The sequence below is a fragment of the Paenibacillus taichungensis genome (assembly GCF_047302525.1).
In the GTDB taxonomy this organism is placed as follows: domain Bacteria; phylum Bacillota; class Bacilli; order Paenibacillales; family Paenibacillaceae; genus Paenibacillus; species Paenibacillus taichungensis_B.
Genome location: NZ_CP168020.1, coordinates 4,302,021 through 4,316,505 on the forward strand (window position 1 = coordinate 4,302,021; position 14,485 = coordinate 4,316,505).

Consider the following 14,485-nt stretch of genomic DNA (forward strand, 5'->3'; position numbering starts at 1 on the left):
TTCTTTCTCTCACATTCCCGGGTCCCCGGCTCAGGTTTGTTTGTCCAGATGACGCACGAGAGCCAGCAGCCCCAGTTCGTAGCTTACTTCGCCAAATCCGGCAATCTGCCCGATTGTTTCTGCAGCAATTACTGAATGATGTCTGAACGCTTCGCGTGCATGAATGTTGGATAGATGTACTTCTACTGTAGGAACTTTTACGGCATTGATGGCATCACGCACAGCATAGCTGTAATGGGTAAGCGCTCCGGCATTCAGCATGATTCCGTCTGCATCGCCCATCGCTGCATGAATTCGATCAATGATGTCCCCTTCGTGATTGGATTGATAAAAAGCGATGGAGACGCCCAGCTCCTCCGCCTGTCTGCGAATTTTGTCCTCAATATCCTTCAGACTAAGCGTTCCATAGATGCCGGGTTCACGTACTCCGAGCATGTTCAGGTTCGGGCCATTGATTACAACAATCCGTTTCATAGCTGCTCCACCCTTTCTGCAAATAACCATCTGCTATTTTAACACAGCTATTGCCGGATTGAGAAGCTTTTTTGCGGCTATGCTCCCGCTTGCTCTGGCTCACGTTTCCGTTCATCCGTGAACTCCATGGCTACGGTGTAGCCAATAAACAGTCCCCACAGCAAAAAGAAACAAACTTCTGTAATGATTGAATCCCATGTTAAGCGGTTTAAGGGCTTCACCATATCCAGTTTGGGACCTACCAGGACAAAGATAATGAGCCACCAAAAAATCCCGTAACCCATGCCTGGAAGCGGGCCTTCCCATTTTTTCAAAGTGAACGTGTAAATCAGGGAGGCGAGGACCGAAAAGACTATAAAAAACAACCAGCCAGTCAAATGCCCTGCTGCACTATAGATGAAATTATGTTTAAAAAACGGTTCAGCTAAAAATCCCAATGGCACAATCGTAAAATGAAGCAGATAGAACAGCCAATGCAAACCTCCCCAGATAAAACCTGCGAAAAAACCTAGCTCCACTGCAAAAGGGAACGGCTTGGTGAAATAATGTGCCTGGCCTTGTCGCTGGGTAGGACGTCTACCCCGCTCCTTTTGCTCTCCTTTGTCAGCACGCTGATTTTCCTTATGGGATGTGCGTTCACTCGTGTGCTCTGTCATCGATATTCTCCTTCACGTTCAGTTTGCAAAACTGCGAATAAATCTCCATTTTCGTCCTAACTCTACCGGGTAGTATGTACAAATCAGGACAAAGTTAACAACATCGCCCTTGGATCGACTCGTAAACTAGAAATTGCTCTCAAAATTCGATACAATAGGGTTATTAAACTGCCTTCGACCATGAAGGCCTAGAACAGAATAGGAAGGTGAATAATTTGCCTCAACAATCCAAGCCTGTCAGCTACGGGGGGCAAGCTGTCATTGAGGGCGTAATGTTCGGCGGTAAACATGTCAACGTTACAGCTGTGCGAAGAAAAGACGGCGAAATTACGTATCTGGAAGTTCCCAAGCAAGACAAGTCCTGGGTCATGAAATTGCGGCGGATTCCACTACTGCGCGGGATTGTCAGCATTATAGATTCGAGCGTCAAAGGAAGCAAACATCTCAATTATTCTGCTGACGCATATGCTGATGATGAACTGGAACCCGAAGAAAAAACAAAGCAAAAAGAAAAAGAAGGCTCAGGTTGGAGCCTTAGCATGATTATCGGCGTCACCGCAGTAGCTATCCTTTCGTTCCTCTTTGGTAAAATTGTGCTTACATTGTTGCCGGTTGTTATTGAGAATTTTCTATTCAAAAATGCATTCGACAATCAGTTTTTGCATAATTTACTGGAAGGCGGAATTAAGCTGATTCTGTTGCTTGCCTATCTGTGGCTGATTTCCCAGACACCGATGATTAAACGGCTGTTCCAATACCACGGTGCAGAACATAAAGTCATTAGTGCTCATGAAGCCGGAGAAGAACTTACACCAGAGAATGTGCAGAAGTATAGCCGTCTGCATTACCGTTGCGGAAGCAGTTTTATTATGCTGACTGTCATTATCGGCATATTTTTGTACTCGCTCTTCACATACGATAACCTCTGGGAACGTATGGGACAGCGGTTACTGTTGTTGCCAGTAGTACTCGGTATTTCATTCGAATTGTTGAAGATGACCAACTCGGTACGTGACATCCCTGTACTTCGTTATCTCGGATACCCAGGGTTGTGGCTGCAATTGCTGACAACCAAAGAGCCAACGAATGAACAGGTAGAAGTATCCATTGCTTCGTTTAACCGTATGCGTGAATTGGATGCCAAACTCGCAAACGTTTCGGCCACGTCGGAAGTTCCTGTTGCAACACTTGATCCTGTGAAAGGGTGAATGATATGAAGAAGCAGGCAATCCTATTTTGGACGTTCATCGCACTCGCTGCTATTGGAATCTTGACTAGGCTGGGAAGTGGAGGTTTATCCCAAATTATCATCCCCCTCGTCGTGTTCGGAGTTGTGTTCCTGCTCTATAAATATCCGCCCCGCCGTTGGGCACGCAAGACATCATCACCGAAGATTAAACCATCGGCTAAAACCATGGCTAAAGTTAATGCACAGTCTGGTGCCCGAAAAAGTAGCGGTTCTTCCAAAAAACGCAAAGATTATCCTTTCCAAGTGATTCAGGGACAAAAGGGTAAAAGTGATGAAGACGTACCTAAGTATCACTAAAGCGCTGATATCGGCGAAACACACAGAAAAGCAATTCTCCAAACATTCGGAGAATTGCTTTTTCATTTTTATACAGGAGTCAGAGGTGGTGTTTCCGCTTGTTTCTTTCTCAGTTCTCGTCTCTGTTTGTCCAGCTGCTCACCATATATCTTGGTATTCCATCCACTGAAAAATTCAGTACCGGCGGTTACCCCAGATTGATATAAAGCTGTACTGTCCTGTACGGAAAGGTGAAATTCTGTAGGTTTAATTCCAAGGGTAGGAATTTTCACAGTACGGAATCGATTAACCTGTTCGATATATCGCTCATCATGAGCAGTAAGCATCGTTTCAACCAATGCCTGAAGCATACTTAGAGGCCCTCTGATTCTAGCTGGCTCTCCTTCGGTTTTTCCAACCATTTTAAAACCGACTACAGGGATGAGATCTCCTCCACGTTCTGTACGCTCTCCATCAAACAACCAGAGCGGAAAATTGCTCAGCAATGCTCCATCGACGATGTAAACAAACTGGTCCGCAAAACGTAATCCTTTGGACAGGATCGGGGATTTGCGAATGGCAACCGGGTCGAAGAAATAGGGGATACTGCAACTCATACGTACGGCCTTGGCTACTTCCAGTTTCGAAGGATCAATTCCGAATCGTTTGATATCGTCTGGAAGCACCAAAATGGTGCCATTGGAAATGTCGGATGCAATGATTAGCAACTTACCTGGAGGCAGATCAGCAAACGTCCGCACCCCTTTTTTTTTCAGCATATCCCGAATCCAGCATTCCAGCGCTTCCCCGGAATATAGTCCTTTCTTCAAAAATAGCCTTGCTGCGGGTCCAATCCACTTGGTATCAAATATGGGAGAACGTCGCAGCAACGAAGCAAATGGCGTATTCTCGATAATGCCTTTCATCTCTTCCGCCGAATAGCCCGCGGCCAGCAAAGCAGCTACGATGGAACCCGATGACGTGCCTGCCACGCGATTGAACTCAACACCGTGATCCTCTGCACCCTTTACGGCGCCAGCAAGCGAAATTCCCTTTACGCCGCCACCTTCAAATACTCCATTAATCAACACAATAAAACCCCCGTTCTCCAGGCAGTCCATGCTACTACTGCCACTGTATGAGAACAGGGGTTGGTCATATTACGTTAAAATGTTTTACAGTCCATAATAGGCTTTTAATTTGGCAATCAAGCCAAGCGGGTTTTTCGTCAGGTATTGTGAGCTGAAGAAAATATCCCCTTTCACCGTATCATATTTCTCATTATATATAAGCTGATCAATGATCTCCTGGGATGTCTGCCACCCAATTTCCGGTGTGCCAAGCTTATAAGGCGAGTGACCAATGTACAATTTCACATCAGTATTAGCCACTTCATTGGCCCACCAGTCAACCACCTTGTCATATCGTGCTGCGCTTAGTGTCATGCTCCAGTACACTTGGGGTGCAACATAGTCAATCCACTCCTGCTTGATCCACGTCCGCACATCCGCATTCATGCTGTCATAAGCGGTTACTCCGGCTTTTGTATCAGAACCTGTCATATCAACCGATTTGTTACGCCATACACCAAATGGGCTAATGCCATATTGAACGCCAGCTTTTACCTTGTGGATGCTCTCTCCGAGCTGCTTGACGAATTGATTGATGTTGTCCCGGCGCCATTCTGCACGGTCACTCGTATTCAACGTATTGTATGCTTTGAAAGCCGCATCATCATTAAACGTTACATTGGAAGGATAGAAGTAATCATCCAAATGTACCCCATCAACATCATACTGATTAACCACTTCCATGATGGAATCAATAATATGCTGTCTCGCTTCCGGAATGCCTGGATTAATATACAGTTTGCCTGATGCATTAACAATCCAGTCCGGATGAAGCTTGGATACATGATTGGCTGCAAGCCCGGTTGTAGTTGCCGAATTGGTAGCCCGGAACGGGTTGAACCAGGCATGGAACTCAAGGCCACGTTTGTGAGCTTCCTCGATCATAAATGCAAGTGGATCATACCCGGGATCTTTCCCCTGTGTACCTGTCAGCACACTATTCCACGGTACAAGACCTGATGGATAGATTGCATCACCGCTGGCTCGCACTTGAACAAATACGGCGTTGATACCCATATCCTTCAACGTATCAAGCTGCTGAATGAACTCCAACTTTTGTTTTTCTACATTTCCTTTGGCACTAGATGAAGGCCAGTCTCCGTTTACGGTCGAAATCCAGGCTCCTCGCATCTCATCCGTATTTGGCGTAGTTCCCGTTCCTCCAGGTTCTGCTGGTGTCACTGGAGTAGGATTAGGGGCATTACCAGTGGTCAGATTAATCGTCTGCTCAGACTGGTTCCAGGTGACCTGGATACCCAAGTTCTCACTGACGAATCGAATCGGTACCATGACACGGCCTTGCTTCAGTTCTACCGATGCATCAAGATCAACCACGGCACTATCCACAGTTGCCTGCTGACGTCCACTTGTCATCGTAATGACTGAATCGGACTTCTTGATTGTAACTGTGCGGGTAGCCTGTGACCAAAGCACAGATGCACCCAGTCCTTCGCTAATGACACGTAGAGGGACCATCGTTACATTTACTTTGGGCAAAATGTAAGGTGAAACATCCGACTCCAAAAGCTGACCATCCAAATAAATAACAATTTCCTTTTGACTAGCTGCCTGCGCCGTCAGTCCTGATGTTTGTAAACCCAGAACAAAAATGAGCAGCAGGATGAACCCTTTACGAAGCTTCATCAGTGCAATCCTCCAAAATAATTATAAATTCGCGGCAAATTCTGCTAGTTTAATAGACGCTCCTAATGATTGTTAAGTTGCGAATAATCGCCAAATTTTGGTCAAAAAAAGAAAAAGGACGCTCCCTACCGTTTTAGCGGCAGGTGCATCCTCTGATTTTGAATGGATATTCATTGTAATTTTTCAGGTGAGTCTGGCTTTGAAAACTTAAGATTCTGTATTGCTCATGACATCTTGAATACTTTTAAGATCACGCAATCGATTCTCATCCTGGCGGAAATATTCAACCAAAGATTCGATGCAGGTAATGGAATCCCAGCTCAAATGGTGTTCAATCCCTTCAACATCCTGGTAAATATTTTCTTCCTGAACACCAATCGTCGTCAAAAATTGTTCAAGCAGATGATGGCGCTCCATCAATCGTTTGCCCATCTTTTTGCCTTTTGGCGTAAGCACCAGCCCGCGGTACTTTTCATAGATCAGGTACTCGTCTTTGTCCAGCTTTTGGATCATCTTCGTCACCGATGAAGGATGTACTTCCAAACCTTCAGCTATATCAGACACACGAGCATAGCCCTTTTCATCAATTAATTTGTATATACGCTCCAAATAATCTTCCATACTGGGCGTTGGCATCTGCTTCCCTCTCTTCTCTCTGACCGGCAATATTCTTGCCTGATCCCTATCTTATAATGATACATGTTATCAATACGCATTGGCAAGTCCTGCACAATTCATTCACTATTTACTCTCCATAAAACACTTCTCCGGGCTCAAATACCATTTCCATTACGCAAGTATTGGCAATGGTGACTTATCCCGAAACGAGGCAAACTAAGCATGGTTCCGTATGAAAGGAGTGATTACGTGAGTACAAGTGTCGCACATCCACCCGTTCGCAAAGCAAAAGGCACTAAACCTTTTATTCCCGATTTGGTGTATTTTGAACCCGGTGCGTTGGAATATGAGAAAGGTAAACAGATTATGGAATGGGTTACCTCTAGGGATATTCCATATCAGATGACGACATCCCATAATCGAATCACCAATCTCCCTGGTGAAACAGAACAGGAAAAATACCGAATGGCCAAGCGTACCCTTGTCGTCGGCGTGCGTAAAACACTCAAGTTTGACCAATCGAAGCCTTCGGCCGAATATGCCATTCCTATCTCCACGGGCTGTATGGGCCACTGTCATTATTGTTATCTTCAAACGACACTTGGGGCCAAGCCTTATGTCCGTGTATATGTAAACACCGAAGAAATCATTCAGGCCGCCAAGGGATACATTGAGGAACGTGCACCTGAACTTACCCGTTTTGAAGCAGCCTGTACATCTGATCCCGTAGGTCTGGAGCATATTACAGGAAATCTCGGTGACCTAATTCGTTTTATGGCGGATGAGGAGCACGGACGACTTCGCTTTGTTACCAAATACCATCATGTAGATCCTTTATTAAACATCAAGCATAACGGACACACTCGTATCCGTTTCAGCGTGAATTCCGATTATGTGATCAAAAATTTTGAGCCAGCCACCTCACGGTTTGAAGAGCGTATTGAAGCCGCAGGCAAAATAGCTCATGCCGGATATCCGCTCGGATTCATTATTGCCCCAATTATGTGGTACGACGGATGGGAAGAAGGATATAGCGAGCTTTTACACAAGCTTGCCGATACACTTCCTGAAGAAGCAACCAAGAATCTAACCTTTGAGATGATCCAGCACCGTTTTACCAAAACGGCAAAAGCCACCATTGAGAAGCGCTACCCCAAAACCAAGCTGGAGATGGATATCGAAAAGCGGAAAATGAAATGGGGCCGCTGGGGCCAGTACAAATATGTGTATAAGGATGATCAGCAGGATGCCCTGCGCGAGTTTATTACTGAGCGCATTTTTGAGCATTTCCCACTAGCCAACATTGATTACTTCACTTAAGCGTAGGGATGACACCTTATATTAAAGAGCCATTGATTAAAAAAGCAGGTTACATGAGCCCAGAATCATTCTGGTTTCCATGTAGCCTGCTTTGTTCTTATTTAAAATAACCCTTGAGTAAAACAAAAAGCTTCGTTGCTGTGCTATATAATCATCCAGTCTGGTGTAATTTGCTGCAGCCAGATCGTAATTTTCGTCATTTGATCTGTGAATAACAGCACTCCGAGGAACAACATTAATGCGCCCCCAGCTTTCATCATGATATTGGAATAACGTAAAATCCATCGTGTAGAACCGATAAAAAAGGCCAGAATGAAAAACGGTAACGCAAATCCGGCCGTGTAGCCCGTAATCAAAGCCAACCAGGTTGTTGGTTCGCTCGCAGCCATCGCGATGATGGCTGTCAAAATCGGTCCAATACAAGGCGACCAACCTGCCGAGAAACCAATACCAAAAATAAATGAGCCCAAGTAACCCGCTGGTTTCCATTTCATATCCATCTTGCGCTCTTTCATCAGAAACTGAGGTTTGAACAAACCAAGCAAGAATAAACCCATTAACATAATCAAGATCGCGGATAATTGACGAATGAGATCACGGTTATCATTGAAAAATTGGCCAAACAATCCGGCTCCCAGCCCGAGCGAATAAAACACAGCCGAGAAGCCCAAAATAAACGCCAGCGTATGAGTCAATGTCTTGAAGCGAACTTCACGCTGATTGCGTTCATCCTTCAACCGTTGTACCGTCATCCCCGTAATGTAGGAAAGATACGAAGGATACAGCGGAAGACAGCATGGTGATATAAACGAAGCTAATCCTGCTACAAAGGCCAGCCAAACATTAACATCAGGCATGAAGCGGATGTCTCCCTTCCCTGGGGGCTCACTTGCTCACGTTCAGACTTAGGCTCGGAACCCTTTTTTTCCAATCATCGTAAGAATCAGCATCATGATAAGCAAAAGTACAATTGTTGCTCCTGGTGCAAGGTTCCATATCCCGGCCACAACCAGTCCAATGACCACGGCAATTTCGCCAATCACCACGGACAATATAATCGCCGATTTGAAACTTCGTGCCATCAGCAAGCTTACAGCTACCGGAATGGTAAGCAATGCCGATACCAGCAATGCGCCCACGATTTTGATCGCCGTACTAATGACAAGGGCTGTCATCACCGTAATCAGCATGTTAAGCAATTTCACAGGCAACCCTGTAACCGCTGCGGCATCCTCTTCAAAGCTGAGCAGGAAAAACTCCTTATGTAACAGCGCTACAACGATGACCACGATCAACGTGACCACACCAACCAGCTTCAAATCCGTAGAGTCCAGTGTATAAATACTGCCGAACAGGTAACTCATAACATCTGTATTATATCCTTTGCCCAGCGTAAAGAACAACGAAGCCAGCGCTACTCCACCGGACATGATGATCGCGATCGATAACTCGGCGTAACTCTTGTACGCCTTACGTAATTTCTCTATCGCAAATGATGCGAGCACGGCGAAAATAAGCCCCACCGCAATCGGATAAACTTCAATCAGGAATCCGAGTGCAACCCCGGCAATAGTCACATGAGACAGGGTATCCCCGATCATGGATAAACGGCGCAGCACCAGAAACAATCCGATCAACGGTGCGGTGATGCCGATTAGTAATCCCCCCGCCAGCGCCCGCTGAAAAAAATCACTCATTAAAATTTCCAAAACACACACGACTCCTTCGGCCTTGCTCTAATCTGGTTGCGCACTCGCGTCTAACGTACCTGGGTGGTGGTATGCTGCAAATTAGTCTCGGCACAATCTTCCACCTCATGGGAATGACGGACATGGAAATGAATTTTTCCGTTTGTCACCGCTGCTTTGGAACCGAGATAACTCTCCATCCGGTCCATATCATGTGATACCATCAGGAATGTCATCCGGTGGTGTTCATGCATATGGGTAATCAGTTCGAAAAAACTGGCCTGGGATTCAGCGTCGATACCCACCGTCGGTTCATCCAGAATCAACAGATCAGGGTGATTAATAAGCGCCCGTGCCAAAAACACACGCTGTTGCTGTCCGCCGGACAGTTGTCCGATCCGTTTGTTCGCCAGATCCTCAATCCGCATCACTTGTAGGGCATCTGTGCACTGCTGCTGACATTTACGAGACATTCGGCGGAACATATTCTTGTTATTGTACAAGCCGGACATCACGACTTCCCGTACCGTCGCAGGGAACAATGGGTTAAACGCATTTTTTTGCGGAACATAACCAATCCGTTCCCAATCCTTGAATCGGCGGATCGATTGTCCGAATAGCTTGATATCTCCCTCGGCTGGAGGCAAGAGTCCAACCAACATCCGCAGCAATGTCGTTTTGCCCGCCCCGTTTGAACCGATAATTCCGACAAAATCCCTTTCCTGGACCATAAAATCGAGATTTTCAATTACTCGCTGGTCACCGTAGGAAAATGATAGTTTCTCGATCTCTATGATTGGATCATGACACAATGGCATGATTTGCTGCATGGCAAAGCCGCCCTTCATTATATATAAGGATTGCAAACGAATCCTTCAGTCTATCTTATTTTAATGCGATCAGCAGATTTTGCAAATTTTTCTCCATCAGGGTGAAATAATCATCCCCGTTGGTAGCCTGTTCTTTGGTTAAACCTTCTACCGGATTCAGGACCATAGTCTCTACACCCGCCTCATTGGCAAGGGTTTTCGCCAGTTTGTCAGATACCAGCTCTTCGAAGAAGATGTATTTAATCCCTTCATCCTTCACCAACTTGGCCAACTTCACAATATCTTGACCTGTAGGCTCCGCATCTGGAGAAAGTCCCATAATAGCATGCTGGGTCAACCCATAATCACGTGCAAGGTACCCAAAGGCTTGGTGTGATACGACAATTTCCTTGTTGGGTACGTTGGACAATTCATCTGTAAAGTGCTGATCCAGTGTTTCCAGCTTGGTCCGCAGCTCTTCGTAACGTTGTTCATATCCTTCTTTATGTGCAGGGTCTACTTCAACCAGACTGTTTTTGATATTCTCAGCCATTACCATTGCCGATTTTGGACTTACCCACGTATGAGGGTCCACATGATGGTCTGCGATGTCCTCTACGTTAGCTTCATCTGCATGTTCGTCGCTATGTTCATCCACCTGTTCTTCACCATGACCGTGTCCATCATCACCTTCAGCAGTCAATAGAGTAACCCCTTCGCTTACTGCAACCGACTTCACCTTGGTATCACTATTCAGTGACTTCAGGAAGTTGGGGACCCATCCTTCCAGACCTGCACCATTGTATAGAAACAACTGCGCTTTGGATGTATTCACAATATCTTGGCTCTTCGGCGTCCAGTCATGTGGTTCAACACCTGTTGGCAGCAAATTAATGACATTCGCATCTTCCCCGCCAATTGTCGAAGTAAAAGCATAGACAGGATAGAAGCTCGTAATCACATTCACTTTGCCTTCCACCAGCTTGGCACTCTCCGAATTATTCTGACCGCATGCCGACAATATGAGCAAACTAAGAACAAGCAGACCGCTTAGCAACAATTTCATATGCCTTCTTCTACTTGTCGCTAGAGTCCGGTTTACCTGGTCTAGATTTCTTCCATTATAAAGTTTCACTAGTATTCACTCCGCATCTCTTAATCGTAAACATTACTGAAAGAATTATAGGTAACCTGCTCGAACTTGTCAAGCCACTCTGTCCTATTCATTCTTTCCTTGAGCACGGAGTTCATAACAATATATGCTTGTTTTCTTCGCATCAGATCAGATTTCATCCCAAAATAAAAGTGACCCGATTCTCATCGAGCCACCTTCTATTACAACTATATAAATCAAATCCTTGGTTGCACGTTCAAAGTCTTATTTCACTTGTGCACCATTAGGCATATTATCCGGTACCGTTGCCAGTGTAAGCTGGTCGCCATGGGATGCTGCCAGGATCATTCCCTGGGACAGTTCACCGCGCAATTTCACAGGCTTGAGGTTAGTCACACAGATGACTTTGCGTCCAACCATATCTTCAGGTGAATAAAACTTCGCGATTCCCGATACAACTTGACGTTGTTCATAGCCCAGATCCAGCTGCAACTTCAGCAATTTATCGGCTTTCTTGACCGGTTCACAGGCAATAACTTGAGCGACACGCAGTTCCACTTTGGCGAAATCGTCAATACCGATCTCTTCTTTGCCTTCTGGTGCTGTGACGGGTTGAGCGGCTTCAGAAGAGCCTCCAGCATCAGCTTGAGCTGCCTCAGGCTGCGCTTCAGCTTTTTTGCCCCCAGTCATCGCTTCAGCAATATAAGCAATCTCCTGTTCAGAGTCCAGACGTGGGAAGATCGGATCACCCTTCTGCAAAGCATTGCCAGCCGGAATAACACCCCATTGCTTCGCTGAATCCCAAGCAGTCAGTTCACCTTCCTGAATGCCGAGTTGTTCCCAGATTTTGCGCGGAGCACGTGTTAGGAACGGTTGCAAGAGGATGGAAGCAATCCGCAAGCTTTCAATCAGATGCGACATTACCGATGCCAGTTCATTGCGTTTCGCTTCATCACGAGCCAGAGCCCAAGGCTGAGTCTCGTCAATGTATTTGTTACTGCGGCTAACAAACTGACTGATCGCTGTCAACGCAACGGAAAATTGCAGATTTTCCATCGCCTGCTCCACTTTCTCCACAGCAGCAAGACCCGCTTCTTCAAGAGATGCATCAAATTCGGTCACACCGGAAGTGAACTCAGGCGCTCTGCCTTCGAAATATTTGTCCACCATGGCTACCGTACGGTTCAACAGGTTTCCAAGGTCATTTGCCAGATCGGAGTTCACACGTTCTACAAAGCTTTCTGGAGTAAAGGTACCATCTGAACCAAATGGAACTTCACGCAGCAGGTAGTAACGCAGTGCATCCAGACCATAACGGTCAATCAGGGTTACCGGGTCAACGACATTGCCCTTTGATTTTGACATTTTGCCGTCTTTCATCAACAGCCAACCGTGAGCAAACACTTTCTTCGGTAAAGGCAGGTCCAATGCCATCAGCATAATCGGCCAGTAAATCGTATGGAAACGAACAATTTCTTTCCCTACCAGATGCACGTCTGCTGGCCAGAACTTGTTATAAAGAGATGCATCGGACGAACCGTAGCCCAGAGCTGTAATATAGTTGGATAATGCATCGATCCATACGTATACGACGTGTTTCGGATCGCCTTTAACTTTGACGCCCCATTCGAAAGTTGTCCGTGATACGGCCAAATCTTCCAGACCTGGCTTGATAAAGTTGTTGATCATTTCATTCTTGCGGGACTCCGGCTGAATAAAACCCGGATTCTCTTCATAATATTTCAGCAAACGATCGGCATACTTGCTCATCCGGAAGAAGTAGGATTCTTCTTTTACCAGTTCCACCGGATGCCCGCTATCCGGACTTTTGGCCGAGATAATCTCGCCTTTGTCATTCTTCTCCACATCAACCAGTTGGGTTTCTGTGTAATACGTCTCATCCGGGATACTGTACCAGCCTTCGTACTCACCCTTGTAGATATCCCCTTGTTTCAGCAAACGGTCAAAGATATCCTGAACCACTGTTTTGTGGCGCTCCTCCGTCGTACGAATGAAGTCGTCATTGGAAATATCCAGCTTGTTCCACAGTTCCTTGATGCCAACAACGATGTCGTCTATAAAGGCTTGCGGTGACTGCCCTCTCTCTTGTGCCTTGCGCTCAATCTTCTGCCCATGTTCATCGGTTCCTGTCAGATAGTGAGCAGCATAACCACGCAGACGTTTGTAACGAACCATGGCGTCACCCGCCACAGTCGTATACGCGTGCCCGATATGCAGTTTGTCACTCGGATAATAAATCGGTGTTGTCAGATAAAATGTTTTTTGATCAGCCATAAATGACTTCTCCTCCTTCATATAGTCGTGCTTTTTCATTTCATTTGCCTAAAAAAGAACACAAAAAACTCCCGTCCCTATATGGGACGAGAGTTGCTCTCACGTGTTACCACCCAAATTCCCCGTGCTTTTCACAAACCACAGGCTCTGCCGGTCCTTCGACCGCCCATTAACGCTGGATCACGCCTCAGCCTTACGACAGCCGTTCTAATCAACGTCTGCACGCTCGAAAGAGGTTCCTCCGGGACCATATTCCATCCTCCTCCCAGACCGGTTCTCAGCTCATCCGGCTCTCTGCACTGGGGGTGTGTCTGTACTTATCCCTTCACTGGAAATCATTATACGAAAAATATACTGAAATACTGCCTCCTTTGTCAAGTGGACAGCAATCTTAAATCAACTCAAACCAGCAAAAACGACCATTGGATCGTTAATCGGATACCATGACAGACTTTTCAGCCTTCGGTGGCACCAGATCCACTCCGCCTGGATGAAACGGATGGCATTTCGCAATACGTTTTGCCGCAAGCAGCGATCCTTTGAACGCACCGTGCACCTCAATCGCCTCCATCGCATACGCCGAGCATGTAGGATAGAAACGACATGTTGGCGGCTTCAATGGAGAGATGTAGCTGCGATACACCCGAATGGGAGCCTGAACCAGTCTGCGAGATAACTTCATCGTCAGTGCTTCCCGTGAGTGTGCTGATGTCCGGATGACACTTTGGCTGGCACATGTTCGGCACAGTCCTTACAGTACCCGAAAACTTCAAATTTATGATCGACGACCTGGAATTGCTCAGGCGCATCTGCAAGCTGCATTGGGCAAAAAACGATTGGATATGTCTTCTGGCATTTCAGACAAATCATATGATGGTGATGGTGATCCTCGCTGCAATGTGCTCTGAACTTCACCCCATCTTCAAAGATGACCTGCTCCAGCACACCCAATTCTTGCATGACACGCAAATTCCGGTACACCGTGTCAAAACTCAGTCCGCTGTAAGTCTTACCCATATATTCATAGACGTCCTTGGGTGTCAAATACCCAGGGGATTCGGCAAATAACCGGGCCAGTGTCTTCCGCTGATCCGTAATGCGGAGCCCCTGCGAGGACATGGTAGTAATAATCTGTTCTGTCGACAGCATGATCTAAAGCACCTCCTGTCATTCGAGCATTCTGCATAAATTCCAAAGAGCGACTTCAATTCA

Annotated in this window: 15 protein-coding genes; 3 read left to right on the forward strand and 12 right to left on the reverse strand. The window is 46.2% G+C overall.

Annotated elements, in window-relative coordinates; all coding sequences use genetic code 11:
* Positions 1-30: 30 nt before the first annotated feature.
* Positions 31-474, reverse strand: a complete 444-nt coding sequence (gene aroQ, locus ACDJ58_RS19250) for a type II 3-dehydroquinate dehydratase (protein WP_076291868.1) — start codon at positions 472-474, stop codon at positions 31-33.
* A gap of 77 nt (positions 475-551) precedes the next feature.
* Positions 552-1,130: a YqhR family membrane protein gene (locus ACDJ58_RS19255; protein ID WP_413372423.1), complete on the reverse strand. Its 579-nt coding sequence runs from the start codon at positions 1,128-1,130 to the stop codon at positions 552-554.
* 215 nt (positions 1,131-1,345) lie between these two features.
* Between ACDJ58_RS19255 and ACDJ58_RS19260 the strand changes: the two genes are divergently transcribed.
* Positions 1,346-2,338 (forward strand): DUF1385 domain-containing protein, encoded by a 993-nt coding sequence (locus ACDJ58_RS19260; RefSeq protein WP_413372424.1) that lies wholly within the window; start codon positions 1,346-1,348, stop codon positions 2,336-2,338.
* A 5-nt stretch (positions 2,339-2,343) separates the two neighbouring features.
* Positions 2,344-2,676, forward strand: coding sequence for a hypothetical protein (locus ACDJ58_RS19265; RefSeq protein ID WP_413372425.1), 333 nt, complete (start codon positions 2,344-2,346; stop codon positions 2,674-2,676).
* Between the two features lie 68 nt (positions 2,677-2,744).
* Here ACDJ58_RS19265 and ACDJ58_RS19270 read toward each other — a convergent pair whose 3' ends face one another.
* From ACDJ58_RS19270 to mntR, 3 genes are all read right to left on the reverse strand, one after another.
* The gene (locus ACDJ58_RS19270; protein ID WP_413372426.1) at positions 2,745-3,746 is read right to left on the reverse strand and encodes a patatin-like phospholipase family protein; all 1,002 of its coding nucleotides are present in this window, start codon (positions 3,744-3,746) and stop codon (positions 2,745-2,747) included.
* Between the two features lie 84 nt (positions 3,747-3,830).
* The gene (locus tag ACDJ58_RS19275) at positions 3,831-5,429 is read right to left on the reverse strand and encodes a family 10 glycosylhydrolase (protein WP_413372428.1); all 1,599 of its coding nucleotides are present in this window, start codon (positions 5,427-5,429) and stop codon (positions 3,831-3,833) included.
* A 207-nt stretch (positions 5,430-5,636) separates the two neighbouring features.
* Positions 5,637-6,065, reverse strand: a complete 429-nt coding sequence (gene mntR / locus ACDJ58_RS19280) for a transcriptional regulator MntR (protein WP_063565683.1) — start codon at positions 6,063-6,065, stop codon at positions 5,637-5,639.
* 231 nt (positions 6,066-6,296) lie between these two features.
* Between mntR and splB the strand changes: the two genes are divergently transcribed.
* Positions 6,297-7,367, forward strand: coding sequence for a spore photoproduct lyase (splB, locus tag ACDJ58_RS19285; RefSeq protein WP_413372429.1), 1,071 nt, complete (start codon positions 6,297-6,299; stop codon positions 7,365-7,367).
* Positions 7,368-7,510: 143 nt separating this feature from the next.
* On the opposite strand, the gene ACDJ58_RS19290 is transcribed toward splB, so the two are convergent.
* The 7 genes from ACDJ58_RS19290 to ACDJ58_RS19320 form a co-directional block, all read right to left on the reverse strand.
* Positions 7,511-8,224 (reverse strand): cytochrome c biogenesis CcdA family protein, encoded by a 714-nt coding sequence (locus ACDJ58_RS19290; RefSeq protein WP_024631017.1) that lies wholly within the window; start codon positions 8,222-8,224, stop codon positions 7,511-7,513.
* Between the two features lie 48 nt (positions 8,225-8,272).
* Positions 8,273-9,076 carry a metal ABC transporter permease gene (locus tag ACDJ58_RS19295; RefSeq protein ID WP_024631018.1) on the reverse strand — a complete coding sequence of 268 codons (804 nt, stop codon included), beginning with the start codon at positions 9,074-9,076 and terminating at the stop codon, positions 8,273-8,275.
* A 50-nt stretch (positions 9,077-9,126) separates the two neighbouring features.
* Positions 9,127-9,885: a metal ABC transporter ATP-binding protein gene (locus ACDJ58_RS19300; protein WP_053784393.1), complete on the reverse strand. Its 759-nt coding sequence runs from the start codon at positions 9,883-9,885 to the stop codon at positions 9,127-9,129.
* Positions 9,886-9,940: 55 nt separating this feature from the next.
* Positions 9,941-10,930: a metal ABC transporter solute-binding protein, Zn/Mn family gene (locus ACDJ58_RS19305; RefSeq protein ID WP_413372431.1), complete on the reverse strand. Its 990-nt coding sequence runs from the start codon at positions 10,928-10,930 to the stop codon at positions 9,941-9,943.
* Between the two features lie 312 nt (positions 10,931-11,242).
* Positions 11,243-13,312 carry a methionine--tRNA ligase gene (metG, locus tag ACDJ58_RS19310; protein ID WP_413372432.1) on the reverse strand — a complete coding sequence of 690 codons (2,070 nt, stop codon included), beginning with the start codon at positions 13,310-13,312 and terminating at the stop codon, positions 11,243-11,245.
* Between the two features lie 391 nt (positions 13,313-13,703).
* Positions 13,704-13,955: a membrane protein insertion efficiency factor YidD gene (gene yidD / locus ACDJ58_RS19315; RefSeq protein ID WP_024631022.1), complete on the reverse strand. Its 252-nt coding sequence runs from the start codon at positions 13,953-13,955 to the stop codon at positions 13,704-13,706.
* A 2-nt stretch (positions 13,956-13,957) separates the two neighbouring features.
* Complete coding sequence (locus ACDJ58_RS19320) at positions 13,958-14,422, reverse strand: Fur family transcriptional regulator (RefSeq protein WP_063565677.1); 465 nt, start codon at positions 14,420-14,422, stop codon at positions 13,958-13,960.
* Positions 14,423-14,485 lie beyond the last annotated feature (63 nt).